Annotated in this window: 24 protein-coding genes, 1 tRNA gene and 1 riboswitch; of the genes, 9 read left to right on the top strand and 16 right to left on the bottom strand. The window is 71.6% G+C overall.

Features of this window, described 5'->3' with window-relative positions; all coding sequences use genetic code 11:
- Positions 1-12: 12 nt before the first annotated feature.
- Together ACQ452_RS00500 and ACQ452_RS00495 are read right to left on the bottom strand one after the other, a co-directional pair.
- Positions 13-894: an LLM class flavin-dependent oxidoreductase gene (locus ACQ452_RS00500; RefSeq protein ID WP_433389044.1), complete on the bottom strand. Its 882-nt coding sequence runs from the start codon at positions 892-894 to the stop codon at positions 13-15.
- Between the two features lie 63 nt (positions 895-957).
- Complete coding sequence (locus tag ACQ452_RS00495) at positions 958-1524, bottom strand: dienelactone hydrolase family protein (protein WP_433389043.1); 567 nt, start codon at positions 1522-1524, stop codon at positions 958-960.
- A 231-nt stretch (positions 1525-1755) separates the two neighbouring features.
- Here ACQ452_RS00495 and ACQ452_RS00490 point away from each other — a divergent pair, with 231 nt between their 5' ends.
- Together ACQ452_RS00490 and ACQ452_RS00485 are read left to right on the top strand one after the other, a co-directional pair.
- Positions 1756-2181 (top strand): DUF6924 domain-containing protein, encoded by a 426-nt coding sequence (locus tag ACQ452_RS00490; protein ID WP_433389042.1) that lies wholly within the window; start codon positions 1756-1758, stop codon positions 2179-2181.
- Positions 2182-2284: 103 nt separating this feature from the next.
- On the top strand, positions 2285-3055 hold the full coding sequence (locus ACQ452_RS00485) for an SDR family oxidoreductase (protein ID WP_433389041.1): 771 nt from the start codon (positions 2285-2287) through the stop codon (positions 3053-3055).
- A 111-nt stretch (positions 3056-3166) separates the two neighbouring features.
- On the opposite strand, the gene ACQ452_RS00480 is transcribed toward ACQ452_RS00485, so the two are convergent.
- Positions 3167-3240: transfer RNA gene (locus ACQ452_RS00480), tRNA-Gly, on the bottom strand.
- A 264-nt stretch (positions 3241-3504) separates the two neighbouring features.
- Here ACQ452_RS00480 and ACQ452_RS00475 point away from each other — a divergent pair.
- A complete protein-coding gene (locus ACQ452_RS00475; RefSeq protein ID WP_433389040.1) occupies positions 3505-4491 on the top strand; it encodes a zinc metalloprotease in 987 nt (328 codons plus the stop codon).
- A 147-nt stretch (positions 4492-4638) separates the two neighbouring features.
- Here the strand turns inward: ACQ452_RS00475 and ACQ452_RS00470 are convergent, their stop codons facing one another.
- Positions 4639-5268, bottom strand: a complete 630-nt coding sequence (locus ACQ452_RS00470; RefSeq protein WP_433389039.1) for a pyridoxamine 5'-phosphate oxidase family protein — start codon at positions 5266-5268, stop codon at positions 4639-4641.
- A gap of 78 nt (positions 5269-5346) precedes the next feature.
- On the opposite strand from ACQ452_RS00470, the gene dcd reads away from it, so the two are divergent.
- Entirely contained in the window at positions 5347-5925 is a 579-nt protein-coding gene (gene dcd / locus ACQ452_RS00465; RefSeq protein ID WP_433389038.1) for a dCTP deaminase, read from the top strand.
- 69 nt (positions 5926-5994) lie between these two features.
- Here dcd and ACQ452_RS00460 read toward each other — a convergent pair whose 3' ends face one another.
- Positions 5995-7035, bottom strand: coding sequence for an NlpC/P60 family protein (locus tag ACQ452_RS00460; protein WP_433389037.1), 1041 nt, complete (start codon positions 7033-7035; stop codon positions 5995-5997).
- Between the two features lie 12 nt (positions 7036-7047).
- Positions 7048-7182, bottom strand: a riboswitch (cyclic di-AMP (ydaO/yuaA leader).
- 239 nt (positions 7183-7421) lie between these two features.
- Between ACQ452_RS00460 and ACQ452_RS00455 the strand changes: the two genes are divergently transcribed.
- Positions 7422-9443 carry an N-acetylmuramoyl-L-alanine amidase gene (locus ACQ452_RS00455; protein ID WP_433389036.1) on the top strand — a complete coding sequence of 674 codons (2022 nt, stop codon included), beginning with the start codon at positions 7422-7424 and terminating at the stop codon, positions 9441-9443.
- A 64-nt stretch (positions 9444-9507) separates the two neighbouring features.
- On the opposite strand, the gene ACQ452_RS00450 is transcribed toward ACQ452_RS00455, so the two are convergent.
- From ACQ452_RS00450 to ACQ452_RS00435, 4 genes are all read right to left on the bottom strand, one after another.
- Complete coding sequence (locus ACQ452_RS00450) at positions 9508-10521, bottom strand: NlpC/P60 family protein (protein WP_433389035.1); 1014 nt, start codon at positions 10519-10521, stop codon at positions 9508-9510.
- Positions 10522-10698: 177 nt separating this feature from the next.
- Positions 10699-11292: an HDIG domain-containing metalloprotein gene (locus tag ACQ452_RS00445; RefSeq protein WP_433394489.1), complete on the bottom strand. Its 594-nt coding sequence runs from the start codon at positions 11290-11292 to the stop codon at positions 10699-10701.
- A 112-nt stretch (positions 11293-11404) separates the two neighbouring features.
- Complete coding sequence (locus ACQ452_RS00440) at positions 11405-13606, bottom strand: (Fe-S)-binding protein (protein ID WP_433389034.1); 2202 nt, start codon at positions 13604-13606, stop codon at positions 11405-11407.
- Positions 13607-13953: 347 nt separating this feature from the next.
- Entirely contained in the window at positions 13954-14217 is a 264-nt protein-coding gene (locus tag ACQ452_RS00435) for a cell division protein CrgA (protein WP_433389033.1), read from the bottom strand.
- Positions 14218-14443: 226 nt separating this feature from the next.
- On the opposite strand from ACQ452_RS00435, the gene ACQ452_RS00430 reads away from it, so the two are divergent.
- The 4 genes from ACQ452_RS00430 to ACQ452_RS00415 are packed head-to-tail and all read left to right on the top strand — an operon-like array spanning position 14444 to position 17473.
- On the top strand, positions 14444-15250 hold the full coding sequence (locus ACQ452_RS00430) for a DUF881 domain-containing protein (protein ID WP_433389032.1): 807 nt from the start codon (positions 14444-14446) through the stop codon (positions 15248-15250).
- Positions 15247-16524: a class E sortase gene (locus tag ACQ452_RS00425; RefSeq protein ID WP_433389031.1), complete on the top strand. Its 1278-nt coding sequence runs from the start codon at positions 15247-15249 to the stop codon at positions 16522-16524. The genes ACQ452_RS00430 and ACQ452_RS00425 overlap by 4 nt, the downstream gene beginning before the upstream one ends.
- Positions 16525-16526: 2 nt before the next feature.
- On the top strand, positions 16527-16814 hold the full coding sequence (locus ACQ452_RS00420; protein ID WP_433389030.1) for a hypothetical protein: 288 nt from the start codon (positions 16527-16529) through the stop codon (positions 16812-16814).
- An 8-nt stretch (positions 16815-16822) separates the two neighbouring features.
- The gene (locus tag ACQ452_RS00415; RefSeq protein ID WP_433389029.1) at positions 16823-17473 is read left to right on the top strand and encodes an aminodeoxychorismate/anthranilate synthase component II; all 651 of its coding nucleotides are present in this window, start codon (positions 16823-16825) and stop codon (positions 17471-17473) included.
- Positions 17474-17519: 46 nt separating this feature from the next.
- Here the strand turns inward: ACQ452_RS00415 and ACQ452_RS00410 are convergent, their stop codons facing one another.
- From ACQ452_RS00410 to ACQ452_RS00380, 7 genes are read right to left on the bottom strand one after another with little or no spacing between them, the layout of a single operon-like run.
- Positions 17520-18197, bottom strand: a complete 678-nt coding sequence (locus tag ACQ452_RS00410) for a SanA/YdcF family protein (protein ID WP_433389028.1) — start codon at positions 18195-18197, stop codon at positions 17520-17522.
- A 24-nt stretch (positions 18198-18221) separates the two neighbouring features.
- Positions 18222-20018, bottom strand: coding sequence for a Stk1 family PASTA domain-containing Ser/Thr kinase (gene pknB / locus ACQ452_RS00405; protein ID WP_433389027.1), 1797 nt, complete (start codon positions 20016-20018; stop codon positions 18222-18224).
- Complete coding sequence (locus ACQ452_RS00400) at positions 20015-21418, bottom strand: serine/threonine-protein kinase (RefSeq protein ID WP_433389026.1); 1404 nt, start codon at positions 21416-21418, stop codon at positions 20015-20017. Before ACQ452_RS00400 ends, pknB begins: the two co-directional genes overlap by 4 nt.
- 1 nt (position 21419) lies before the next feature.
- Positions 21420-22925 carry a peptidoglycan D,D-transpeptidase FtsI family protein gene (locus tag ACQ452_RS00395; RefSeq protein ID WP_433389025.1) on the bottom strand — a complete coding sequence of 502 codons (1506 nt, stop codon included), beginning with the start codon at positions 22923-22925 and terminating at the stop codon, positions 21420-21422.
- On the bottom strand, positions 22922-24412 hold the full coding sequence (locus tag ACQ452_RS00390) for an FtsW/RodA/SpoVE family cell cycle protein (RefSeq protein WP_433389024.1): 1491 nt from the start codon (positions 24410-24412) through the stop codon (positions 22922-22924). Before ACQ452_RS00390 ends, ACQ452_RS00395 begins: the two co-directional genes overlap by 4 nt.
- 25 nt (positions 24413-24437) lie before the next feature.
- A complete protein-coding gene (locus tag ACQ452_RS00385; protein ID WP_433389023.1) occupies positions 24438-25865 on the bottom strand; it encodes a BofC C-terminal domain-containing protein in 1428 nt (475 codons plus the stop codon).
- Positions 25862-26347 carry an FHA domain-containing protein FhaB/FipA gene (locus ACQ452_RS00380; RefSeq protein WP_433389022.1) on the bottom strand — a complete coding sequence of 162 codons (486 nt, stop codon included), beginning with the start codon at positions 26345-26347 and terminating at the stop codon, positions 25862-25864. Before ACQ452_RS00380 ends, ACQ452_RS00385 begins: the two co-directional genes overlap by 4 nt.
- Positions 26348-26350 lie beyond the last annotated feature (3 nt).

The following is a 26350-nucleotide window of genomic DNA, read 5'->3' as shown; positions in this document are numbered from 1 at the left end:
CCGCCGAGGCCGTCAGGCGCGACGCAGCTCGGGCAGCAGGCGGGTGGCGACGTCCGCCAGGACGGCCTCGTCGCCGGCGTACCAGCTGCTGACCCGGGGCCAGTGGGTGACCACGTCGGTGAAGCCGAGGGTGGCGGCCCGACCGACCTGGTCGGCGAAGAAGTCGGCGCTGCGCAGTGAGAAGACCGGCGCGGAGTCGAGCGAGAGATAGCGGTCCAGGGTGCCCGGGTCGCGTCCGGCCGCGGCGAGCGTCTTGTCCATCAGGGTGGCGGCCTGGGCCACCCCGTCCCACCATGCCCCCAGGTCGTCCACGCTGGGGCCGGTGGTGACCCAGCCCTGGCCGAACCGGGCCGCCAGCCGCATCGACCGGGGGCCGTTGGCGGCCATCACGAACGGCACCCGGGGCGTCTGTACGCAGCCCGGGTTGTTCCGCGCGTCCACGGCGCTGAACCACTCCCCGCGCCAGGTCGTGCCGTCCTCGCGCAGGACGAGATCGAGCAGCTCGGTGAACTCGGCGAAGCGGTCCACCCGCTGGCGTGGCGGCAAGGTCTCCCCGCCCAGCACGGCCGAGTCGAAGCCGATCCCGCCGGCGCCGAGGCCGAGCAGCAACCGCCCGCCGGAGACGTCGTCGAGCGCGGTGACCTGCCGGGCGAACGCCGCCGGGTGCCGGAAGTTCGGCGAGGCGACGAGCGTGCCGAGCCGGATGCGGGAGGTCACCGTCGCGGCGGCGGTCAGCGTGGTCACGGAGTCGAACCACGGCCCGTCGACCAGGTCCCGCCAGCCCAGATGGTCGTACGTCCAGGCGTGGTCGAAGCCCCAGTCGTCCGCCTGTTGCCAGCGGCGCCGGGAGTCGGACCAGCGCTGGTCGGGGAGGATCACGATGCCAATCCGCATGCCCGCCAGCCTAGGGACGCGGGCCGGCCCCACCCGCGCAGGGCCTTGACCTGGATGCTCGCGTCAGCCGACCCGGTCGAGGAACTCCAGCGTGCGCCGCATGAGCAGACCGGCAGCCTGCTCGTCGTGGTCGACGCTGCTGCTGTCGGTGAAGAGGTGCCCGGCCCCGGGGTAGCGGAAGAGCTCCGCTCCCTCGACCTCGCGGGCCACCTGCGCCATCACCGGTACGTCCGCCCAGTCGTCGTCGGCCATCGCGTGCATCTGCAGCGGGACGCCCGGCGGCCACGGGCCGTCGAAGTTCGCGATCGGCACGACGCCGTGCAGCAGGAGCGCACCGAGGGCACCGGGACGCGTCTGGGCGAGCGACTGCGCGGGCAGGGCACCGAGGGAGAGGCCGGCGTGGACGACGCGGGCCGGCAGGGCCTCGGCGGCGGTGGTGCCGCGCCGGACGATCTCGTCGAAGCCGATCGACTCGGCGTGCGCCACGCCCTCGTCGAGGGTCGGGAAGGTCGCGCCGTCGTAGAGGTCGGGGGTGTGCACCGTGTGCCCGGCCGCCCGCCACTGCTCGGCGAACTCCAGGAAGCCCGGCGTCTGTCCCTGACAGTGGTGGAACAACAGGATCTCCGTCATCGGGTCACCGTAAGGGCGGGGTCCGACGAGAAGGCGGCCGGCCCGCCACCAGGACAGTGCGACGGCCGCCCGACGGACCGTCCGGCCGGTACGACCGCCGGGCACGACCACGCTCGCCCGCGGCGGGGCATCGGATCGGCGTGACCGGTTTCCGCAGGAGGCGGTACGCGTCCACCGGAAACGGCGCAGGAACTACCGGAGGTATGGCGATGGGCTGGCAGGATCCAGGCCGTGTCCCCGCTGCCTCTACCCGCCGACCTCACGTCCCTCGTGTTCCGCACGGACTTCACCGACCACAGCGCCTGGAAGGCCATCAGGGATGAGTTCCGCAGGTGGGGTTGCTACTACAGCGCCACCTACATCGACGATCCCACCTACAGCGGGGCGACTGTCGAGCAGTTGATCAACGCAAACGCGCCCAGAGATGCTCCGGGCTGGCGACCCCACCTGTTCGTCGCCGACGCGACCACGATGACCGACGCCGAGCGTCCCCTCCTCGCCGTCGATCTGTCGCGGGAGCCTGGACGCACCTTCCGGGTCTCCCCCCGCTGGTACGCCAGCGTCTCGGACAACCTCACAATCGCGAACCTGGACTTCGCCAACTTCGCAGATTCCGTCGACGCTTCCGGCGCGTTCCGTGGCTTCGAGCGCTCGTAGAAACTTGCCGACCCCGCTGTATCGCCGGGGTAATTCCGATGACGGCCCCTGGGCGGCCGGCAAGGATGGCGCATCGAAGGGGGTGCGACCACGGATGGCGCGCATGGATGGCACGGATCAACAGCATCGACCTGTCGCCCTGGTGACCGGTGCCGGCCGCAGTGCTGGCATCGCGGCATCAGTGGTGCTGACGCTGGCACGGACCGGCTGGGATGTCGGCTTCACCTACTGGACCCCGTACGACGAGCGGATGCCCTGGGGAGCCGATCCCGACGCCGTGGCGCAGCTCAGCAGTCAAGCCGCCGAGCACGGGGCGAGAACTGCCGCCATCGAGGTGGACCTCGGTGATTCGCGGGCGGTGGCCGGCATCTTCGATGCCGTGGAGCGAGAGTTGGGCGCGGTCGGCGCGCTCGTTCTAGCGCACTGCGAGAGCGTCAGCTCGGGCCTGCTCGATACCAGCATCGAGAGCTTCGACCGTCACTTCGCGGTCAACACCCGGGCGAACTGGCTCTTGATCCGCGAGTACGCCCAACGGTTCCAAGGGCCACACGGCACGGGACGTATCGTCAGCCTGACCAGTGACGCGACCGTTGGCAACCTTCCGTACGGGGCCAGCAAGGGCGCTCTCGACCGGATCACCCGGGCGGCTGCTCAAGAGCTGGCCCACCTCGGCGTGACCGCCAACGCCATCGATCCGGGCCCAACCGATACCGGCTGGATGACCGCAGAGATCAAGGCTGCCGTCCTGCGGTCCACGCCGCTCGGTCGCCTCGGGCGCCCACAGGACTGCGCAAACCTCGTCGCGTTCCTGTGCTCACCTGACGGGGGCTGGATCAACGGCCAACTCTTACGCAGCGACGGCGGCATCGCCTGACCAACGCTGTGCCTTGAAGACGGCCAGGCGTCGAGGGTCCTCCGAGGCCATTTATTCGGCGCAATGAGTGAGGCCCAGGTCGGGAACGTGTCCTGACCTGGGCCTCAATCGTGGAGCGGGTGACGGGAATCGAACCCGCACTGTCAGCTTGGGAAGCTGATGTTCTGCCATTGAACTACACCCGCAGGCGCCACCACTGTACCTGAGTCGTCCCGCCTCCCGCACCCACGTACCCCTCCGCCGCCAAGCAGCGCCCCGACCTTGGCACGAAACGGCCCCCGAGGGGCCGCACCTCACCAAGATCCCACCCCGCGACGAGTTGGCGCATGAGCCGCCGAACGGACCTTCCATAGCCGTTCTCAAATGCGTCGATCGGTTGTAACGTCTGCCTCACGTTTCAGCCACGGCGTGACACACCCCCTGTCGCGCCGCCAGAAAGAGGTGGGCCCATGGGACCGCGTCCCAACCTGCTGACCCGGCGTACGGCCGGTGTCGCGTCGACGACCCTCGCGCTGCTGCTCAGCACCGCCGCGGTGGGTGTCGTGCCGGCCGCGTCGGCTTTCTCCGCCGCCCCGGCCGAGGTCTGCGCCGAGCCGGCCGACGTCCACTCGGACGCCCGCGTCCGGCCGGGCGGCGGAGCCAAGCACGAGCCGAACGAGCTGACCCTCGCGGAGACCCGCGAGCGTGAGGCCGACATGGCTGCGGCGCTGCGCGAGCGGGCCCGGTTCCGCACCGGCGCCGGCGCCACCGTGACGGCCACCGCCGTCACCATCCCAGTGGTGGTGCACGTGATCCAGGAGAACAGCACCCGGACCGGCGGCAACATACCCGACTCGATGATCAACTCGCAGATCAACGTGTTGAACCAGTCCTTCGGCGGGGCGACGGGCGGCGCTGCCACCGGGTTCAGCTTCCAGCTCCAGAGCATCAACCGGGTGACGAACCCGTCCTGGTACCCCATCGTGCAGGGCTCCTCGGCGGAGCGGTCGATGAAGTCCTCGCTGCGTACGGGCGGCAAGAACACCCTGAACATCTACCTGGGCGAGCTGAGCGACGACCTGCTCGGCTGGGCGACCTTCCCGACCCGGCGCCTCAGCAGCACGGACGGCGTCGTCGTGTTGAACGAGTCGCTGCCGGGCGGCACGGCCACCAACTACAACCAGGGCGACACGGGCACCCACGAGGTCGGTCACTGGCTGAACCTCTACCACACCTTCCAGGGTGGCTGCTCCGGCTCGGGCGACAGTGTCAGCGACACCGCCGCCGAGGCATCCCCGGCCTTCGAGTGCCCGACCGGGCGGGACACCTGCACCGCCTCGGGCGTCGACCCGATCACCAACTTCATGGACTACAGCTACGACTCCTGCATGTACCAGTTCACCCCAGGGCAGGCCAGCCGCATGCTGACCGCCTGGAACGCGTACCGCGCGGCGTAGGGCCGCCGTACGACCCGACCCGGTGCCGGCCTCGTTCGACGGGGCCGGCACCGGCGTCCACGCGGTCGGGTGGCACGCGGACGGGGCCCATTCGTGGTCACGGTGCGACGCCCCGGGACGGGGACGGCCCCGGGGCGTCGCACGGCGTCAGGCGGCCGGACGGGCGACGTGGCCGCCCGCGCTTCCCGACCGGGCCTCGGACATAGCGGCAGAGCCGGCGGCGACCGAACGGGGATCCGGCACCATCACGGAGCCGGCGGCGACCGACCGGGGATCCGGCACCGCGGTGGTGTCGACGGTGGCCGCGCGGGGATCGAGCCACACCTGGACCGCGGGCCGGACGTGCCCCTCGCCGGCGCCGCGCGCGCCGCCGGGCTCGCGGCGGGCCAGCATCGCCACGTCGACGGTGAACTCGAAGACCCGCCAGTCGACCTGCGGCGCGGCCCGCTGGGTGCGGGCCAGCCGGGCAACCCGGGCCGGGTCGGTCACCGGCCGGGCGTGCCCGGCGACGTATGCCTCGTCGTCGCTCTCCTCCGGCGGGAAGGAGTGCAGCGCGTAGCGGCCGTCGCGCTCCAGGTCGCGCCGCTTGGGCGAGTCGACGACGAAGCAGAAGAGCCCCTCTTCCGTGATCACCGGGGAGACCGGGTGCACCCGGGGACCGCCGTCGGCGCGGACGGTGGCCAGGTAGCCGAAGCCAGGCCCGTACTGCTGCATGAGGAGGCGGATCCCGTCGGCGAGGCGGGGCTCGTCGACGGCGAACTCGGACCAGGAAGCCATGCGGACATTCTATCGAACAGATGTACTAAGCCGCACTCCGACACGCAGGTCACGCGCGTACCTCGCTAAGGTGTTCGGATGCTGCTCTCCGACCGCGACCTGGCCTGCGAGATCGAGGCGGGCACGCTCGCGCTGGAGCCGTTCGAGCCCACACTGGTCCAGCCGTCCAGCATCGACGTACGCCTGGACAAGCTCTTCCGGGTCTTCAACAACCACCTCTACACCCACATCGACCCCGCACAGCAGCAGGACGATCTCACGTCGATGGTCGAGGTGCCCGACGGGGAGCCGTACGTGCTGCATCCCGGCGAGTTCGTGCTGGCCTCGACGCTGGAGGTGATCTCGCTCGGCGATCAGCTCGCCGGCCGCCTCGAGGGAAAGAGCTCGCTGGGCCGGCTCGGGCTGCTCACCCACTCCACGGCGGGCTTCATCGATCCGGGCTTCTCCGGTCACGTGACCCTCGAGCTGTCCAACGTGGCCAACCTGCCGATCACCCTCTGGCCGGGCATGAAGATCGGCCAGCTCTGCATCTTCCGGCTCTCCTCGCCGGCCGAGCACCCGTACGGATCGGCCGTCTACGGCTCGCGCTACCAGGGGCAGCGCGGCCCGACCCCGAGCCGCTCCTGGCAGCACTGGCGCACCTGGCCGACGAGCTGACCCGCTCGCCCTGAGGCAGTACGGGCCCCTTGCGCGGCCGACGGCGGCGCAAGGGGCCCTCCCGACTGCTCAGCCTGGGCGGCCGTAGCTGTGGATGGGGCCGTCGTCGACCTTCTTCATCTTGATCGGCACCCCGGCGCGCGAGGCGTGCACCACCCAGCCGCCGCCGACGTACATGCCGACGTGATGCAGGTCGCTGTAGTAGAAGACCAGGTCACCCGGGCGTAGCTCGCCCCGGCTCACGGACGCGGTGGCCCGGCGCTGCTGCGCCGCGTTGTGCGGCAGGGAGACCCCGGCCTTCGCCCAGGCGGCGAGCATCAGGCCGGAGCAGTCGTACGAGTTCGGCCCCTCGGCGCCCCAGACGTAGGGCTTGCCGATCTGGGCGCAGGCGAACTTCACCGCGGTGCCGGCCGCACCGCCGGGGTAGCTGGCCGGGCAGGGGGCGGGGCGCAGCGGCCCACCACCGCCGTTGCCGTAGACCCGCAGCCGCAGCTTCTGCAACCGGTCGATCTCGGCGTTGATCTGCTTCTTCCTGGCCGCGAGCTGGGCCTCCGTGCGGGCGAGCTGGACGACCATCTCGTCCAGGGGCGCCTTCTTGCCGGCCAGCCGGTCGCGCAGCACGGTCACCTGCCGCACGTCCTGCTGCTGATGCTGGGCGAACTGGTCGAGCAGTTCGAGCTGCCCCATCACCTCGCTCGGCGAGTGGCTGCCCAGCACGGCGTTCAGCGCGGACAACCGCTCGCCCTTGTAGGCGCGCACGGCGAGCACGCCGACCTTCTCCATCGCCTGGTCGACCTGCGCCTGCAACGGCGTGATCTGGGCGGCGAGCGCGTCGGCCTGCCGCCGCCTGGCGGCCAGGTCCTGCCGGGTGGCGTTGTGCCGTTCGATGATCGGTTCGAGCTTGTTCCAGTCCTCGTCGATCTGCCGCTCGATCTCGGCGACGGTCGGTTCGGCGTGGGCCGCCGTGGCGCCGCCGGTCAGGACGACGGCGAACGCGGTGAGGGCGGCGAGGGCGGTGGTGCGGCGGTGCCAGCGTTGGCGCGGCGCAGCCGTCGTCGGGTCGGCGAGGGCCGACCGGGCGGACGGTGGCCGCGGGGCATGGTGTGCCACCGGGGTCCGTACTCCTTCTTCCGTACCGCCTACCGGGTTAGCTGACGGGTTCGGGCGGGAAGGGACGCCCTACCGCAGGGACTGCGGATTCACCCCGGGGAACCTGGGTCCCCGGCTCGCTCGGGAGCGACTCGGCGGTGTCGGCCGTCATCGCCCTGGTTGGACGGATGGTCACCGGCCCACGGAGGACCAGAGTAGAGACGACAGTCGTCGATCCACAAGCCTCCGGGCCATGACACTCCGTGCCGGTCCCGGTGCGGCGGCGCGCCGCAACCCGGGCGACGAAGATTTCCTTCCTTTTGAAGTGTGCGGTGGAAAGGTATTGACCAAAGCTGGTGAGCGGGGTGAAGGTGACCCCAACTTCGCCCGTCCGAACTGGGGGTTCGATGCACCTGTCAGCGACAACGAGGAGCAGACGCGTCCTGCTGGCCGCCGCCGTGGCTGCCGCCATGGTGACGACGCCGTTCGCGGCCACCGGCCCCGCCGCCGCCGCGCCCGCCACCGACCGGCAGCAGCAGTACGCCGCCGCGGCGGCCGAGTACGGCGTACCGGAGAGCGTCCTGCTCGGGGTCTCCTACCTGCAGTCCCGCTGGGACACCAACGCCGGCACGCCGAGCACCAGCGCCGGCTACGGCCCGATGCACCTCACCGACGCCGAGCACGTCGCCACCCTGCCCGGCGGCACCCACCACGACGAGGGCACCGAGGACCCGCGCGGCGACGACTCCCGGCCCTCCCTGGCCGGCGCGGAACAGCCGCCAGCCGACCCGCCGCCCGCCGAGGCGGCTCTGCGCACCCTCGACGCCGCCGCCGACCTCACCGGCGTCGGCGAGGAGGCACTGCGGACGGACGTCGCCGCCAACATCCGCGGCGGCGCGGCGCTGCTGGCCGCGTACCAGAAGGAGATCGGCGCCCCGGTCGGCGCCGGCACCGACCCGGCGGCCTGGTACGGCGCGGTGGCCCGGTACTCCGGCGCGGACAGCGCCGACGCCGCGGCGGCCTTCGCCAACGAGGTGTACGCCACCATCGCCACGGGCGACAGCCGGCTCACCGACGACGGGCAGCGGGTCACGCTGGCCGGCAGCGCGGTCCAGCCGCAGCGCTCCTGGCTGGACCGGCTGCGCCTGCGCAAGCTCACCCGGCCCGACGGGCTGGAGTGCCCCAGCGACATCTCCTGCGAGTGGATCCCGGCGCCGTACGAGAACTACGGCCCCACCCTGGGCGACTACGGCAACCACGACCTGGCCGACCGGCCCGCGCAGCAGAAGATCGAATACATCGTCATCCACGACACCGAGGGCTACTTCGGCCCCAGCGTCAACCTGGTCAAGGACCCCAAGCGGGTGGGCTGGCACTACACCCTGCGTTCTGTCGACGGCCACATCGCCCAGCACATCAAGACCAAGAACGTCGGCTGGCACGCCGGCAACTGGTACGTGAACTCCAAGTCGATCGGCCTCGAACACGAGGGCTTCGCGGGGCACGGCACCTGGTACACGGAGGCGATGTACCGCACCTCCGCCAAACTGGTCCGCCACCTGGCGCGGCAGTACAACATCCCGCTGGACCGCAACCACATCATCGGGCACGACAACGTCCCCGGCACCGTCGCCGCGAACGTGCGCGGCATGCACTGGGACCCGGGACCGTACTGGAACTGGTCGCACTACTTCGACCTGCTCAAGGCGCCGTTGAGGTCGACCGGCACGCACCGCACGGGGCTGGTCACCATCGACCCGGACTTCGCCACCAACCAGCCGCAGTTCACCGGCTGCAACCGGCAGCCCCCGGGCGTGCCGAACCCGCCCCCGGAGACGGCCCCCTGCCCGCTGCGCGGCTCGTCCGCGCTGGCCCTGCACAACGCGCCCAGCCAGGACGCGCCGCTGGTCAACGACATCGCGCTGCGGCCCGACGGCACCCCCAACACCATGTACGTCTCCGACCACGGCGCCCGGGTGTCGGCCGGGCAGACGTACGCGCTGGCCGAGGTGCGGGGCGACTGGACGGCCATCTGGTACCTCGGGCAGAAGGCGTGGTTCCACAACCCCGCCGGCGCCCGGACCGCCAACTGGGCCGTCGGCCTGGTCGCCACCCCGAAGGCCGGCAAGACCACGGTCCCGGTGTACGGGCGGGCGTACCCGGAGGAGGCGGCGTACCCGGCCGGCGTGCCGTACCAGCCGATCTCCCCCCTGCAGTACACCCTGTCGGCCGGCCAGCGGTACGCCGTCGGCGACGTGCTCCCCGGCGAGTACTACCGGGCCACCACGTTCGACGGCTCCGCCCCGGGTGACCGGACGGTCGTCCGCGGCGACAACCGGTACGTGCAGATCCAGTTCGGCCACCGCATCATGTACGTCAACCGCGACGACGTGAACCTGGTGCCGTCCCCGCTGGGCGCGCCCCGCTGATCCCACCGCACGACGAGGGCCCCCGGTCGATCCGACCGGGGGCCCTCTCGTTGCGCGCTGCGGGTCAGCCGGGCCTGCGGAACCCGGCCACCGGCATGGTGTTGATGCTGGAGACGTTGACCGGCTTGCTGGCCCGGGGCGCGTGCACCATCTTGTCGTTGCCGAGGTAGAGGCCGACGTGACTCAGGTCGGCGAAGAAGAAGACCAGGTCACCGGGGCGCGCCTCGGAGCGCGGGATGGCCTTGCCCTCCTTCCACTGCGCGCCCGTGAAGTGCGTCAGATGGATTCCCGCCGCCTTGTAGGCGTACTGGGTCAGGCCGGAGCAGTCGAACGAGTTCGGGCCGGTGGCACCCCAGACGTACGGGTCGCCGACCTGCGCGCAGGCGGTCCGGATCGCGGTGCGGGCCGCCTCGCTGACCACCCCGTTGATGGTCGGGCACTTCTCCGTCTTGACGGTCGTCACAGGCATCGACGCCTCGAGCTTCTTGATGTCGACGTCGATCTGCTTCTTCTTCGCCGCCAACTCGGTCTGCTGCTTCGTCTGGGTGGCGATCAGCGTGTCGAGCTTCCGCTTCTCCGCGTCGTACTTCTCGCGGACCCTGGTCACGCCCTGGAGCTGCCTGCGCTCGTTGGCGGCCAACCGGTCGAGCAGGGTCAGCTGCTCGGTGAGCGTGTCGGGCTTGGCGGTGAGCAGCAGCGCCCCGATGTCCTGGGACGGGCCGGAGATGTAGTAGCGGGCCGCGAGGTCGCCGACCCGGTCCATCGCCAGCTCGGTCTCCAGCGCCAACGGCTGGATCTTCTTCTCCAGGTCCGCCGCCTTCTTGGTGTTGGACTTCAGCTGCGCCCGCACCTTGTTGTACTGCTCGATGGTGGGCTCGAGCTGCCTCCACTTCTGGTCGATCGCGGCCTCGATCTCGTCGACCGAGGGCTCGGCGTACGCGGGCGCGGCCAGCATGCCGGCGCCCACCGCTGCCGCGGCGACCAGGGTGAGCAGACGGTGGGCGGCCCTACGCAGGCCACCCGGACGAGCAGACCGTCCCCGTGCGTGACGATGAGGGGGCGTGGTTGCCACCGGCACCGACTCCTTTTGCAACCCGGCCGCCGGGCGCCTCGCGTGAGGGAAGAGGGGCGAGACAGACGACCCACAGCGACCGGTGCCCAACATTAGGGAAGGCCAGCAGCGGAAGCAAGGCGACCAACGTCCACATCACACCTGTGCAATTCCGTCGGGCATCGGCAATTGTTGGTGGACGGCTCAGATCAATGGTTGCTGATAGCGGCGGGACAGTGACAGAAGGTCCGGCTCGCCGAACTTCTCCGCCAGCGCCGCGAACCGGGCCACCTTGTCCGCACCGAATTTCCGCACGCCGGCGGCGTACGACGCCGCGGTCAGGAACGTGGCCGGCGTCGTCTTGCTGTGGAACTTGTCGGCATACATGACCAGCTGTTCTTCCTCGGTCTCGGCCGTGTAGTCGGCCACCGGCAGCGGCAGGCGCTGCCGCAGCACATCTGCGCGGGTGAGCCCGACACCGGTGTGGTGGGAACAGAACCTGGCGAGGGACTCGGGAAGACCGAGTTCGCGTACCAACGCATGCCCCAGCACCCCGTGACGGATGTAGTTCTCCTGATCGAGTTGCCCCGCCGAGCCGTACAGGCGGTAGACGCCAATGTCGTGCAAAAGACTTCCCGCCCGCACCAGAGCCACGTCGAGAGCCGAGCGGCGCCGGTCGAGCAGTTGCTCCGCGAGGGCGCAGACGATCTGGCAGTGGCTGTGCACGAGTTCGAAGGCTTCCCCGGTCGGCGCGTACCGCTCGTGCAGCGCCCGGATCTGCTCGTCGGTCGGGATCATCACGCGATGATGATGGCCGTCGTGTCTCGCCGCCGCCATGGTCGGTCTGCTGAACGACGACGGCGGCGGCACCGGAGGGTGCCACCGCCGTCGAACGGCACAGGGGTACGCGTCAGTCGGCGACCGGCAACCGCTCGGTGTCGGTGCCGCCCGGCGTCTGCTCGGGCCGGACCGACCGGAGCAGCACGCTGGCCACGTCGACGACCTCGACCTGCTCGCCGGCGCCCTTGCCGTTCACCCCGTCGTTGAGCATCGTCGAGCAGAACGGGCAGCCGACGGCGACCGTCCTCGCCCCGGTGGCCATGGCCTCCTCGACCCGGTCCACGTTGATCCGCTTGCCGATCTTCTCCTCCATCCACATCCGGGCGCCGCCGGCGCCGCAGCAGAAGGAGCGCTCGCTGTTGCGGGGCATCTCGGTGAGCTCGCCGGCGATGGCCGTGCCCAGCACCTCGCGCGGCGGGGCGAAGACCCGGTTGTGTCGGCCCAGGTAGCAGGGGTCGTGGTAGGTGACGCCGCCGTCGACCGGCTGCACCGGGGTGAGCTTGCCGGTGGCGACCAGGTGGGCCAGGAGCTGGGTGTGGTGGACCACCTCGAACTCGCCGCCGAGCTGGCCGTACTCGTTGCCCAGGGTGTTGAAGCAGTGCGGGCAGGTGGCGACGATCTTCCGCTTGCTCTTCTCCCGGCCCTCGAACGCCTCGTTGAGGGTCTCGACGTTCTGCTGGGCGAGCATCTGGAAGACGAACTCGTTGCCGATGCGGCGGGCCGGGTCGCCGGAGCAGGTCTCGCCCTCGCCGAGGATCGCGAACTTCACGCCCGCCTCGTTGAGCAGCGTGGCGACCGCCCGGGTGGTCTTCTTGGCCCGGTCCTCGAACGCGCCGGCGCAGCCGACCCAGAAGAGGTATTCGAAGTCGTCGACCTCGCCGACCCGCGGCACCTCGAAGTCCAGGCCCTTGGTCCAGTCCTCGCGGGTGTTCTGCGGGGCGCCCCACGGGTTGCCCTTGTTCTCCAGGTTGCGCAGCATCACGCCGGCCTCCGACGGGAAGCTCGACTCGATGAGCACCTGGTAGCGGCGCATGTCGACGATGTGGTCGACGTGCTCGATGTCGACGGGGCACTGCTCGACGCAGGCACCGCAGGTGGTGCAGGACCAGAGCACGTCCGGGTCGATGATGCCGCCTTCCTCGGCGGTGCCGATCAAGGGCTTCTCGGCCTCGGCCAGCGCCAGCACGTCCAGGTGGGCGAGCTGGGCGGCGGTGGCCTTCTCCTCGCCGGTCAGGTCCTTGCCGCCGCCGGCCAGCAGGTACGGCGCCTTCGCGTACGCGTGGTCACGCAGGCTCAGCACCAACAGCTTCGGCGACAGCGGCTTGCCGGTGTTCCAGGCCGGGCACTGCGACTGGCAGCGGCCACACTCGGTGCAGGTGCTGAAGTCCAGCAGGCCCTTCCAGGTGAACTGCTCGACCTGGGCGACACCGAACTGGTCGGACTCGGGGTCGGCCTCCTCGAAGTCCAGCGGCTTGCCCTGGCTCGTCATCGGGCGCAGGGCGCCGAGGCCGGAGACGTTGGCGCCCGGGTCGCGCTTGAAGAAGATGTTGAAGAACGCCAGGAAGCGGTGCCAGGCGACGCCCATCGTGACGTTCAGGGCGATCACGATGAGCCAGGTCATCGAGATGACGATCTTGATTAGGGCGGCGACGCTGACGCCGGCGTCCCAGTCGGGCAGCAGCCCGCCGACGGCGTGGCTGAGCGGAGCGGCCCAGACGGGGTACTCGAAGTGGTCGGTGGCGACCTTGAAGCCCCGGATGACGAAGCCCATGATCAGCACCGCGAGGATGATGCCCTCGACGAAGTAGCCCTGCCACATGGTCGAGCCGGTGAACCGGGACTTGCCGCCCGGCCGGGTGGGCCGGTTGCGGAGCCGGATCGCGATCAGCACCAGGATGCTGACGATGCCGAGGATGGCGAGCCACTCGGTGACCAGGCCGTAGAGGGCCCATCCGCCCACCAGCGGCAGCCCGCCGGTCGGGGAGACGACCTCGAAGTACGCCTCCAGCACCAGCAGCGACAGCACGATGAAGCCGACCATCACGAACCAGTGCGCGGCGCCCACCACCCCCCAGCGGAGCATGCGGGTGTGCCCGGCGATCTCGGCGAGCATGGTCTTGGTGCGGGTGCCCTTGTCACCGAAGCGGGTCGGATCCGGCTGTCCCTGCCGGATGACGGCCACCATCTTCATGACCGCGCGTACCGCAAGCCACACCGCCACGGCGGTGATGGCGAACGCGAGGATCGTGGTGACGATCTGGACGCTGCCCATCGAGTTGGCCTCCCGGTCTGCTGCCTGTCGAGCGGCTCGGCGACCGGGAGCCGGATCAGGGCGCGACCGGCGAGCCGCCGCTGTCGCACCCTCGACCGGACCGGTCGATGACCTCGCTCCGCTCGGTCATGCAGTGCAGCTTACGCGCAAGGTTACTCAGCAGTAACGTGAAACATCTCGCACTCCGGCCGCGCCGCCCTGCGGACACCATAGGACGCGACCACCACGCGCGCCGGGTAGGGGCCGCGCCGAGTGACCTGGACTGCCGCCGGCCGGGCCCCACCGGCGGCGAGGCGGACGACGCCCGGGCGTCCCCGCCGCCGGGCCGGCGGCGGGGACGGCGGGACTCAGCGCCAGCGCGAGAGCAGGATCAGCGAGCCGACCATCGCGCCGAAGCCCACCGCGAGGTTCCAGTACCCCCACGCCATGACCGGGTATTCCTGCTCGGAGAGGTAGTAGACCACCAGCCACCCGATACCGAAGACGATGAGGGCGACCGCCGAGACCGGAAGCCATACCGGGCTAGGCTTGCGCGTCGCCGCCGTCGCCGTCGGACGGACGTCCGTCGGCGGGGTGTACACCTTCTTCTTGCGAACCTGAGACTTGGGCACGACGCTCTCCAGAGGGGGTTACGACCTCGTCCGGCCTGACAACCGGGCGCGGGGGCGACGGTCCATGGCCAATAATGTCCGACAGCTAGCGTAGTCCCGAAGGCCCGTTCAATCCACGAATGGGGTGAGGCCGATGCGCGCAGTGACCGAAAAAGGCGGGACTGTTCGGGTCGTCGCGGCGGCCCACGCCCCTGCGGGCTGAACCAGACACGGGAAGGAACGCGCGGTGGAGTACACGAGGGGCGCGACCTCCTGGCAGAAGGTGCTCCGGCGGGCGGTCGCCGGGCTGCTGCCGCGGCGATCCCGACAGCGACGATCGGGCTGGTCGATCGGGGTACCGCTGATCGCCGCCGCCGCCGGGCTGCTCTTCACCACCACCGCCACCACCGCTGGCGGCACCGCACTGCGTGAGGACCGCCGTCCCCAGCTCAACCAGTTGATCGAGGAACGCCGCGCCGAGGTGGCGACCAGCGAGCGACGGGCCGCCGCCCTGCGCGACGAGGTCGAGGGCCGCACCACCGCCCTGGCCAGGTCCGACGGCCCGATCAAGGAGCAGCAGGACCGGGCCGGCGCCAGCCGGGGCGACGCCGGCTTCACCGCGCTCGCGGGGCCGGGGGTGGCGGTGGAACTCGACGACGCCCCCCGACGTAACGACCAGGCCCTGCCGCCCGGAGTCACGAACGACGACCTGGTCGTCCACCAGGGGGACGTGCAGGCGGTGGTGAACGCCCTCTGGGCGGGTGGCGCCGAGGCCATGTCCATCATGAACGTCCGCGTGCTTTCGACCAGCGCGGTACGCTGCGTGGGTAACACACTGCTGCTGCACGGCAGGGTGTACTCCCCACCATTCAAGATCGTAGCAATCGGCGACCCCGCTGCCCTGCAGCGGGCCCTCGCCGACTCTCAGGGAGTCCGGTTGTTCAGGGACCTGGTCGACGACTACAAGCTCGGTTACCGGGAGTCGGTCTCCACGGTGACCGTACCCGCGTTTGAGGACTCGACGACGTTGCGCTCGGCGACGGTGCCCCGATGAACCGTGTGCCCGACGATCGGCCCGAGGAGCGCGACGGCCGCCACCGCGACCAGGACGACTGGCCGACCGCCTTCATTCCCAAGGTCGACCGGCCGGGCCGCGGCCCGGCCCGGTCCGCGCCGGGGGGCGCCTGGCCGGAGCCCACGCCGGCACCCCGCTCGCCGGCACCCCGCCCGCCCCACGGGTCGGACCCGGTCGCCGGCGGTCGCGGGCCCACCGGTCCCTCCGCCGGGCCGGGCCGCCCCGCCCGCCCGACGATCGACGCGCCGACCGCCCACATCCCGAAGATGGGCGCGTCGACCACCGGCCCGCCGGCCACGGCCTCCCCGGCCGGTCCCGGTCGCGGCGCGGATCCGGAGGCCACCGCCCTGATCCCGCCCGCCACCAGCCGCAGGCGGGACACCCCGGCCGCCCTCGTCGAGTCGACCGCCCTGATGGGCGCGGTGCCGCGTCCGCCCGTGCCGGACGAACCGGAGAGCTCCAGCGCTCCCACCGAGCAACCCCGGCCGCGTCGGGGCGAGCGGGTGGTCCAGCTCCGCCCGGAGCAGACGGGTGAGGGCTACAAGAGCGTCTACTCCGAGCTCACCCGGCCGTCGCTGGGCTCCCGGCTGCGCACCGGCATCCGGATCAGCGGCGAGGTGCTGATCACCTTCGGCCTGGTGGTGCTGCTCTTCGCCAGCTACGAGGTCTGGGGCAAGTCGGCGATCGTGGACGCCCACCAGAGCGACCTCAGCCAGCAGTTGGCGCAGGCCTGGGGTCCCGACGGCGACCCGACGGTCGCGCCGTCCGCGAGCACGTCCAGCAAGCCGAAACCGCCCGTGCCGGGCAAGCCCGTCGCGGGGCTGTACATCCCCAGGCTCGACAAGAACTGGGTGGTCGTCGAGGGCGTCACCCAGAAGGACATCCGGTACGCGCCCGGTCACTACCCCTCCAGCGCCATGCCGGGCCAGGTCGGCAACTTCTCCGTCGCCGGGCACCGCAACCGGGCCACCTTCTGGCGGCTCGACGAGCTGGCCGACGGCGACGCCATCGTGGTCGAGGGCAAGACCGACTGGCACGTCTACAAGGTGACCCAGAGCCGGATCGTCACGCCCAACCAGGTCGAGGTGGTGGCGCCCGTGCCGGGCCGGCCCGGGCAGAAGCCGACCACGTCGATGCTGACCCTGACCACCTGCAACCCGAAGTTCGACAACTACCAACGCCTGATCATCCACGCCGAGCTGACGCGCAGCCAGCCGAAGACGGCGGGTCGCCCGGCGGAACTGGGGGGCTGACCGTGTACGGCTGGATCTGGCGCAAGCTCCCCCTCGGCCTGCCCGGCAAGCTCGTCGGCAGCCTGCTGATCGCCAGCGCGATGGTGGCCCTGCTCTGGTACGTGGTCTTCCCCTGGGCCGAGCCCCTGCTGCCCTTCGACGACGTGCAGGTCACCCAGGAGTCCGGCGACCCCGGCGACGTGGTGCCGGGCGGCGGCGAAGGCGTGGGCGAGTCCGCCCCGCCCGGCGACGAGCACGACCTGCCGTACGAGACCGACCGCAACAACGCCCCTCCCTCCCCGGACGAGTGAGCCCACCGATGCGTGTCCTCGTGATCGACAACTACGACTCGTTCGTCTTCAACCTGGTGCAGTACCTCGGCCAGCTCGGCGTGGACTGCGAGGTCCGCCGCAACGACGAGGTCGACGTCGCCGAGGTGGGCCGGATCGGCGCGGCCGGGATCCTGTTGTCGCCCGGCCCCGGCAGCCCCGACCGCGCCGGCGTCTGCCTCGACGTCATCCGCGCGTACGCGGGCGAACTGCCGATCTTCGGCGTCTGCCTGGGGCACCAGGCGATCGGCGAGGCGTTCGGAGCGACCGTGGCCCGCGCCCCCGAGCTGCTGCACGGCAAGACCTCCGAGGTCAGCCACCGCGACGTCGGGGTGCTCGCCGGCCTGCCCGACCCGTTCACCGCCACCCGCTACCACTCGCTCACCGTGCTGCCCGAGACGCTGCCCGAGGAGCTGGAGGTCACCGGCTGGACGGGCTCTCAGGTGGTGATGGCGATGCGGCACCGTACGCTGCCGATCGAGGGGGTCCAGTTCCATCCGGAGTCGGTGCTGACCGAGGGTGGTCACCTGATGCTGGCCAACTGGCTGGCCACCTGCGGCCACCCGGAGGCGCTGGAGCGGGCCCCGGAGCTGGCCGCCGAGGTGGACGCCCGTCGTCGCGCCGCCTTCGCCACCGCCTGACGGGCCTTCGCCGCAGTGCGTCCCCTCAGCGGGGCCCGACGACGGGTCAGCGCCTCAGCGCGTCCTGGACCGCCGGGTCCGCCGGCGAACTGACCGCGGGCGACCTGCCTCGGACCGCGTCCCATGCCGCCTTGCCGCTGGCGAAGTAGTCCCGGACGGCCTTGCCGAAGAGCAGGGCGGGCCCGCAGCCGGAACAGCGGGCCGCCACCCCGTCGGCGTCGATGCCGAGATGGCGGCACAACGTCACCGCGCGCGGCAGGTGATAGGACTGGGTGACGACCAGGGCACGCTCGACGCCGTACACGTCACGGGCCCGGATGCAACTGTCGTAGGTGTCCAGGCCCTGGGGGTCGGCCACCACGCGACGCGGATCGACGCCGAGCCGCTGGGTCAGGTGGGCGGTCATCGCCGCCGTTTCGTCACCGGACGTCCCGCCCCCGTCGCCCGACACCAGCACCACCCGGGCCCGCCCGCTGTTCACCAGCGCGGCGGCGGTCTCCAGGCGGCCGGTGAGCCGGTCCCCGGGCTGACGCCGGTCCGCCGCCACCGCCGTGCCGAGCACGATCACGACGTCGGCGGCCGGCGCGCCGGCCTCGTCGTGCAGGTGACCGCGGGCGGCCGTCGTCGTCCACAGCCAGGGAAGGCTGGCGAGCAGCAGCACCGCCCCGCCCAGCGCCGCCGCCCGGAGCAGGCGCCGTCGCCACCGGCTCGTCGGGTCAGCCACGGTCGGCGTACCCACGCGGCGGCATCAGCGCTCGCTGAGCCGGGCCGGCGGGGTGGTCGGCTGCGGACGGCCACCGCCGCCACCAGGAGTGCTGGGCGACACGCTGGGCGTCGGGCTCGTCGAGTCGGTGGGCGTCGGTTCGGCCTGCGGCACCGTGACCACGATCGTCACGGTCTTGCCCCGCGCCAGGTTGCCACCCGCCCGCGGCGTCTGCTCGGTCACGCGGCCGGCCTCGTCCGCCGGCACCTCCCGGCCCCGCTTGACGTTGACCCGGTAGCCTGCCTCGTCCAACTCCTCCTTGGCGTCGTCCTCGCTGGAGCCGACCACGTTCGGCACCTGGCCGACGTTGCCCCGGGAGACGGTCACGACGACCTGGGTGTTCACGGCCACCTGAGAGCCCTGCGCCGGCGACACGTCCAGGACGATGCCCTCCTTCTCGGCGCTGTCCCTGGTCTCCTTCTTGACCCGGAAGCCCTCGCTCTTGAGCCGCTGCTCCACGTTTTCGAAGGTGGATCCCTCAAGGCCGGTCGGGATGGTCTTCATCTCCACGCCGCCGCAGACCTGGACGGTCACCTCCTGGTTCGGCTCCGACGTGGCGTTGGGGGCCGGGCTCTGGTTGACCACCTGACCCTTCTGGCAGGTGCCGAAGACCGGCTCACCCTCCTTGGGCACCAGGTTGGCCTGCTGGATGCGGGCGAACGCCTCCTGCTGGGTCAGGCCGGTCACCGTGGGAATCGTGACCTGCTCGTCGCCCCGCTGGCTCAGCAGGGCGGCGGCGAGGGCGATCACCGCGAGGACGCCCACCGCGGCGAACGTCGCGATCAGCCAGGACGACGCCTTGCGCCGGCGCGGATCGCCGACCCGGGCGGGCATCTGCCGGGTCTGGGGGGCCGCGGGGGCGCCCCCGTAGCCGGCGGCGGCCGGGGCGAGCTGCGCCGTCTCGTCCTGCGGCATCACCGGGGTCGCCATCACCGGGCGACCGGCGGCGGCGCGAAGCAGGTCGGCCCGCATCTCGCCGGCACTCTGGTAGCGGTTGAGCGGGTTCTTCGACAGCGCCTTGAGCACGATCGCGTCGACCGCGGGGGTGACGTCCGGGTTGATGTCGCTCGGGGTCGGAGGGGTCTCCCGCACATGCTGGTAGGCCACGCTGACGGGGCTGTCGCCGACGAAGGGCGGGTGCCCGCAGACCAGTTCGAAGAGCACGCAGCCGGCGGCGTAGACGTCGGAACGGGCGTCGACCGCCTCGCCGCGCGCCTGCTCGGGCGAGAGGTACTGCGCCGTACCGATGACCGCACTGGTCTGGGTCATCGTGGTGACGCCACTGGCGAGCGCCCGCGCGATGCCGAAGTCCATCACCTTGACCTGGCCGGTCTGGGTGAGCATCACGTTGCCGGGCTTGATGTCGCGGTGGATGATGCCGTGCCGGTGGCTGAACTCCAGGGCCGCGCACATGTCGGCGCAGATCTCCAGCGCCCGGCGCGGCTGGAGCCGCCCCTCGACGCCCAGCACCTCCTTCAGAGTCCGCCCGTTGACGAACTCCATCACGATGAACGGCAGGGTCTCGCCGGTCGGCGCGGTCTCCTCGCCGGTGTCGTAGACGGCGACGATCGCCGGGTGGTTGAGGGAGGCGGCGTTCTGCGCCTCCCGGCGGAACCGCATCTGGAAGGTGTCGTCCCGGGCGAGGTCGGTGCGGAGCATCTTGATCGCGACGTCCCGACCGAGCCGGAGGTCACGACCGCGATGCACCTCGGCCATGCCGCCGTAGCCGAGCAGCTCGCCGACCTGGTACCTGCCACCGAGCAGGCGGGCCTGCGCTGTCATCGCGTCTGTCGTCCTTCGCTCGTCGTCTCGTCGCCGCCCGTGCGGGGCGGTTCCTGTCGACGGTACGACCTCGCGGCCGGATCGTCTCGCCCGTCGGGCCGCAGCACGCCGGACGTCACCGTCGGTGCGGTGACCGCGGCCGACGTCGTGTTGTTCCGCACGTTGTAGGAAATCACGCCGGAGCAGACCAGGACCAGCACGGCGATCAGGATGGCGAGGAACACCATCCCCGGCCTGGTCCGCTGCCCGCCCGGCTGGTGCGGGGCAACGGGGTGTCCCGCGTACGGCATCGGGCGGGCCTGCGGCACGGGCGCCGCGCCCCGGGGGTACCCGGGCGGCACCGGCTGCGGGCGGGGAGCCGGCGTGGCGGGCGCGGCCGAGGTGGGACGGTACGGCGCGGTGGCCGGTCGGGGTGCCCCGACCGGGGGGCGGTGGGCCGTCATGGGCGGCTGGGGGGCGCCGGCCGGCGGGCGCTGCGGCGACATCGGCGGGCGCGGCGGCGGCACCTGGGCACGCCCCGGCGGGGCGGCCGGCGACGCCGGAGCCGCCGAGATCGGCTGGCCGGTGGCCCGAGCCTGCTGGGAGAGCTGCGCCTTCAGCTGGCGGGCCACCCCGGCCAGCGCGGCGGCGCTCGGCCAGCGGGCCGCAGGGTCCTTCGCCAGCGCCCGCTCGACCACCGTGCGGACCTGCGGCGGAATGTCGGCGGGCAGCGGCCGGGGAGTCTCCCGGACGTGCCGCATCGCGATCTCGAGGGGGTTCTCGCCCTCGAAGGGGCGTCGGCCGGCGAGGCACTGGTACGCCACCACACCGAGCGCATAGACGTCGGACGCGGGCGTGGCGACTCCGCCGGTGGCCTGCTCCGGCGAGATGTACGAGGCGGTGCCGAGCACCGAACCGGCCGCCGTGAGCTGCGCCACCAGCTCCGACCGGGCGATGCCGAAGTCGGTGAGCACCAGGGTGCCGTTGGGGCGGACCAGCAGGTTGCCGGGCTTCACGTCGCGGTGCACGATGCCCTTCACGTGCGCCGCGTGCAGCGCGTCGGCGGCCTGGGCGACGAGCGCCATCGTGCGGGCGGGGGTGAGGCGGCCGACCCGGGCGAGGGTGGCCGACAGCGCGTCGCCCTCGACGTACTCCATGACCAGGAAGGCGATCTGCTGGTCGTTGCCGAAGTCGTAGACGTCGACCACGCCGGGGTGGTTGATCGTGGCCATGGTGCGGGCCTCGCCACGGAAGCGCTCGGCGAAGTCGGGGTCGTCGAGCAGTGCGGGGAGCAGGCTCTTGACGGCGACCGTGCGGCCCAGCACCTGGTCGGTGCCGCGCCAGACGTCACCCATGCCGCCGCTGGCGATCCGCTCGTCCAGGCGGTAACGGTTGCTGAGCTGCACCCCGGGGCTGAGCATGTCAGCGGCCTCCCGGGTCGGCGATGGCGGCGCGCATGATCTGCCCGGCGATCCGGGCCGCCTCGGCGCTGCCGCCCGGCCCGGCCTGCTCCAGCACGACGCACACCGCGGAGACCGGGTTGCCGTTCTTGTCGAGGGCGAAGCCGATGAACCAGCCGTGGTCGGGCCGGTCCGGCGCGGACTGCGCGGTGCCGGTCTTGCCGCCGACCGTGTAGCCCTTGATCTCCGCGTTGCGGCCGGTGCCGTTCTTGACCACGCTGACCATCATGTCCCGCAGGTCGTTGGCGACCGGGCCGCTGACCGGCTGGCGCAGCTCCTTGGGCTTGGCCGTGTAGTGGCTGGTGGTGCGGTCCGGGGCGAGGAGCTGGCGGACCAGGTACGGCCGCATCTCGCTGCCGCCGTTGGCGACCGTTGCGGCGATCATGGCGCCCTGGAGCGGGGTCATCCGCACGTCGCGCTGCCCGATCGAGGACTGGGCCAGCGCGGCCGGGTCGGTGCCGCCGTCGGCGTTCTGCATGCTGCCGGTCCGGCTGGCCGCCACCGGGTGGCCGCCCTCCCCGAGCTGGCCGACCGTGAGGTCCTCCTGCTCGAAGCCGAACTGCCGGGCCTTCTCCTTGAGCTTCTCCGGGCCGAGCCGCACGCCGAGCTGCGCGAAGCCGGTGTTGCACGACTCCGTCACGGCCTCCATGAGGCTGACCTCGTCCTCGGGGCAGATCGACGGCGCCGCGTTGCGGATCGGCGCACCCGAGGTCGGCGGGGTGTAGCTGGACCCGGCCGGGATCATCGTCTCCTGGCCGATGCCGGCCTCCAACGCCGCGGCGGCCACCACGATCTTGAAGGTGGAGCCCGGCGGCAGCACCTCGCCGAGGGCCCGGTTCTTCAGCGGGCCGTCGGGGTCCTGCTCCAGCTTGTTGAACGCGGCCGTCGCCCCGCTGGTGCTGTGGCTGACCAGCGGGTTGGGGTCGAAGCTGGGCATCGAGACCAGCGCCTGCACCGCCCCCGTACGCGGGTCGATGGCGATCGCCGCGCCCTTGGCGGCGTCGACGCGGTTGTCCCCCAACTGCTCGTATGCCACGTCCTGGGCGCGCTTGGAGACCGTGAGCAGCACGTTGCCGCCGCCGCTCTGGTCGCCGGTGAACATGTCCTTCACCCGGTTGGCGATGAGCTGGTCGCTCGTGCCGGCCAGGAAGTCGTTCTCGAACTTCTCGATGCCGGACTCGGCGAGGTTGACCGGCTTGTAGCCCAGCACGTGCGCGTACTTCGCCCCGCCGGGGTAGCTGCGCTGGAACTTCAGCTCCCCTGAGGTCTCCTTGCTGAGCGCGAAGGCGGTCCCACCGGCCTCGATGTTGCCGCGACGGCGCTCGTACTCGGCGACCTGGACCCGGCCGTTGTAGTCGCTGGTGCGGTATTCGTCGGCCTTGTAGGCCTGGATCCAGTTCAGGTTCGCGAAGAGCAGCCCGAAAAGGACCATGACGACGATACCGACGCGGCGCAGGGGTGCGTTCACGGCCTGATCACCTCCGTGGGGGCACCGTGCAGCTGCTCCGGCGGGCCGCCGGACGGTCGGGCCGCCTTACCGCCCCCGCCGGCGACGGGCCGGCGGGCGCCGTCGGAGATCCGGAGCAGGACCGCGATGAGCAGCCAGTTCGCCATCAGCGAGGAACCGCCGGCGGAGAGGAACGGGGTGGTCTGGCCGGTCAGCGGGATGAGCTTGCTGATCCCGCCGACGATCACGAAGACCTGGAGCCCGAGGGTGAAGGCCAGGCCGCCGGCGAGCAGCTTGCCGAACGAGTCCCGGACCGCCAGCGCCGTCCGCAACCCCCGCTCGACGATGAGCAGGTAGATCACGAGCAGCGCGGAGAGGCCGAAGAGCCCGATCTCCTCGCCGATGCCCGCGAAGATGAAGTCGTTCTGCACCTCGGGCAGCAGGCCGGGCTGACCGCCACCGGGGCCCGCGCCGAAGAGGCCGCCCGTGCCGAGCGCGAGCAGCCCCTGCACGAGCTGGTAGCCGTCCTCGTACGGGTCGGCGAACGGGTCCAGCCAGATCTGCGCCCGCAGGTAGAAGTTGGCGAACGGCCCGCCGACGACGTCACCGAGCACGTACGCCAGGTAGACGCCGCCGAAGAAGAGCACCAGACCGATGAGCAGCCAACTGACCCGCTCGGTGGCGATGTAGAGCGTCACCACGAACATGCCGAAGTAGAGCAGCGAGGTGCCCAGGTCCTTCTCGAAGACGAGGACCAGGACGCTGATCAGCCAGACCACTACCACCGGGCCGAGGTCCCGCCCGCGGGGGAAGTCGATGCCCAGGAACCGGCGGCTCGCCAGCGACAGCACCTCGCGCTTGCGCACCAGGTAGTAGGCGAAGAAGACCAGCAGGGCCAACTTGGCGAACTCACCGGGCTGGATGGAGAAGCCGCCGACCCGGATCCACAGCTTCGCGCCGTTGATCTCGGAGAACCGGCTCGGCAGCACCGCCGGGATCATCACCAGCACGATGCCGGCCAGCCCCAGCGTGTATGCGTAGCGGGACACCGAGCGGTGGTCGCGCATGAGGGCGAGCAGGCCCGCGGCGAGGATGACCGAGGCGAGCGTCCAGGCGAGCTGCCGGCCGCCCGTACCGGCGAAGATGGCCAGCGTCTCCCGCTCGGCGGGGGCCGCGTCGCCCAGGTCGAGCCGGCGCAGGAAACCCACCCCGATCCCGTTGAGCAGGGCGACCGCCGGCAGCAGGGCCGGATCGGCGAAGGGTGCCAGGAACCGGATCACCAGGTGCAGGCCGAGGAACACGGCGGTGAGCGCCGCGGCCGGCATCCAGAAGTCGGCCGTGACCGTGTCGAGCACCTTCGCCTCGACCATCGCCCCGTACGCGGCCACCAGCACCATGGCGACCAGCAGCAGGGACAGTTCGGCGTTACGCCGGGAGCGGGCCAGGCGTACGCCGGACTGCTCGCCCGCGGTGGCGGGCGAGGGTGCCGGAATGGCCGCTGCGGTCACGGAACGTCCTCGGATCGAGCCGCGCCTACTCCGGCGACCGGCACGCGGCGGGATCGAGCGCCGGCGATTCGGTGTCGGAGGGCGGGGCGTCGGGGGTGGTGGACGGCATGGCCGGCGTGCCCGGCAGGCCGGTGACCGGCGCGCTCACGCTCGCGCTCGGCGTGGGCGCGACCCGGCTGGCGGCCGGTGACGGGGTGGTGACGGCCACCGCGCTCGGGCTCGGCGGGCAGACGGGCTTGAGGTTCGGGTTCATCGGGTCGTCGCTGGTCAGCTCGGCCAGCCGACGCTCGGCGTCCGGCTGACTCTTGGCCGGTATGCCCTGCTTGACCTGCTCCTGGGCGGCCAGGGTCAGGTCCTGCAACTCCGCCGGGCTGGTGGAGTGCACGCTGGACAGGTCGAGACCGGCGATCTCGCCCTGGATGCCCTGGAACACGGCGACCTGGCCGTCCTCGGTGGCGCCGACGTAGTACTGCCGCTGGGTGTAGCTCCAGCCGCCGAAGACCGCGCCGCCGACGAGTACCAGCACCGCCAGTGAGATCGCGGCGGCCCGGACCGGCCGCCGCTTCGGGCGCTCCGGCTCGTCGTCGCCGTTGGACGACGGCTCCTCCGGCGCGGGTGGCCGGGGCGCGGAGAGAGCGGACGCGCGCGCCGCCGGCGTGGACCCGTCGGCGGAGGTCGCCATGCCCCGGTCCCGGGCGGCGGCGCCGCCCACGATCGGGCTCGCCTCGACGATGTCCTGGTCGGTGGCGTCCGCGATGATCACCGTGATGTTGTCCGGGCCGCCGCCGCGCAGGGCGAGCTGCACCAGCCGCTCCACGCACTGCTGCGGGTCGGTGTATTCCCGCATGGTCTCGCCGATGGTCTCGGCGCTGACCACCCCGGAGAGGCCGTCGCTGCAGATCAGGTAGCGGTCACCGGGGAGCACCTGGCGGACGCTGTATTCCGGGTCGATGTCGCGGCCGTCGAGCGCCCGGGTGAGCAGCGAACGCTGCGGGTGGCTGCTCGCCTCCTCGGCGCTGATCCGGCCCTCGTCGACGAGCATCTGGACGTACGTGTCGTCCTTGGTGACCTGCGCGAACTCGCCGTTGCGCAGGAGATAGGCCCGCGAGTCACCGATGTGGACCATGCCCAGCTTGCTGCCGGAGAAGAGGGTCGCGGTGAGCGTGGTGCCCATCCCCTCCAGCTGGGGGTTGGCGTCCACGGTGTCGCGGAGCTGCTGGTTGGCGGTGCCCACGGCGGAACGCAACGCGTCGACGAGGGCGTCACCCGGGACGTCCTCGTCGAGCGGCGCCATGGCACCGATGACGATGTTGCTGGCGACGTCACCGGCGGCCATGCCGCCCATGCCGTCGGCGACGGCGAGAAGCCGCGGCCCGGCGTAGACGGAATCTTGATTGCCGTCTCGGATCAGACCGCGGTCGCTGTGGGCCGCATAGCGCAGGGTCAGAGTCATGGCCGTAATTCGAGAGAAGTGCGGCCGATCCGGATCGGCACGCCGAGGGGGACGGGGGTTGGTCCGGTGACCTTAGCGCGATCCAGGTAGGTGCCGTTAGTCGAGCCGAGGTCCTCGACGAACCACTGCCCTTCGCGTGGCAGGAGCCGGGCGTGCCGCGCCGAGGCGTAGTCGTCGGTGATGACGAGGGTCGAATCCTCGGCCCGGCCGATGGTGATCTGCGCTTCGCCGAGGGTGATCCGGGTCCCCGCCAGCTGACCGGCGGTGACGACGAGCTGGTGGGCGGCCCGGCCCCGCTTCGCCTTCGCCGGTTTCGCCGCCTGCCCGAGCGTCGCGCCGACCGCCCGGGGGGCGGCCACCAGCCGACCCGACCGGGCGCCCGCGAAGAGGTCCCGGCGGATGACGCCCACCACCGTGAACACGAAGATCCACAGCAGGATGAGGAACCCGAACCTGGCGACGGTGATGACGAGTTCCGGCAAGGC

It is taken from the genome of Micromonospora sp. KLBMP9576 (assembly GCF_050941805.1).
In the GTDB taxonomy this organism is placed as follows: Bacteria; Actinomycetota; Actinomycetes; order Mycobacteriales; family Micromonosporaceae; genus Micromonospora.
This window is presented reverse-complemented; position numbering and strand designations above follow the sequence as displayed.

Excerpts from the sequence above, each read along its gene's own strand:
- ACQ452_RS00500 (WP_433389044.1), bottom strand. The coding sequence starts at position 894 with ATGCGGATTGGCATCGTGATCCTCCCCGACCAGCGCTGGTCCGACTCC.
- ACQ452_RS00495 (WP_433389043.1), bottom strand. The coding sequence starts at position 1,524 with ATGACGGAGATCCTGTTGTTCCACCACTGTCAGGGACAGACGCCGGGC.
- ACQ452_RS00485 (WP_433389041.1), top strand. The coding sequence starts at position 2,285 with ATGGATGGCACGGATCAACAGCATCGACCTGTCGCCCTGGTGACCGGT.
- ACQ452_RS00475 (WP_433389040.1), top strand. The coding sequence starts at position 3,505 with ATGGGACCGCGTCCCAACCTGCTGACCCGGCGTACGGCCGGTGTCGCG.
- ACQ452_RS00470 (WP_433389039.1), bottom strand. The coding sequence starts at position 5,268 with ATGGCTTCCTGGTCCGAGTTCGCCGTCGACGAGCCCCGCCTCGCCGAC.
- dcd (WP_433389038.1), top strand. The coding sequence starts at position 5,347 with ATGCTGCTCTCCGACCGCGACCTGGCCTGCGAGATCGAGGCGGGCACG.
- ACQ452_RS00455 (WP_433389036.1), top strand. The coding sequence starts at position 7,422 with ATGCACCTGTCAGCGACAACGAGGAGCAGACGCGTCCTGCTGGCCGCC.
- ACQ452_RS00445 (WP_433394489.1), bottom strand. The coding sequence starts at position 11,292 with ATGATCCCGACCGACGAGCAGATCCGGGCGCTGCACGAGCGGTACGCG.
- ACQ452_RS00440 (WP_433389034.1), bottom strand. The coding sequence starts at position 13,606 with ATGGGCAGCGTCCAGATCGTCACCACGATCCTCGCGTTCGCCATCACC.
- ACQ452_RS00425 (WP_433389031.1), top strand. The coding sequence starts at position 15,247 with ATGAACCGTGTGCCCGACGATCGGCCCGAGGAGCGCGACGGCCGCCAC.
- ACQ452_RS00415 (WP_433389029.1), top strand. The coding sequence starts at position 16,823 with ATGCGTGTCCTCGTGATCGACAACTACGACTCGTTCGTCTTCAACCTG.
- pknB (WP_433389027.1), bottom strand. The coding sequence starts at position 20,018 with ATGACAGCGCAGGCCCGCCTGCTCGGTGGCAGGTACCAGGTCGGCGAG.
- ACQ452_RS00400 (WP_433389026.1), bottom strand. The coding sequence starts at position 21,418 with ATGCTCAGCCCCGGGGTGCAGCTCAGCAACCGTTACCGCCTGGACGAG.
- ACQ452_RS00385 (WP_433389023.1), bottom strand. The coding sequence starts at position 25,865 with ATGACTCTGACCCTGCGCTATGCGGCCCACAGCGACCGCGGTCTGATC.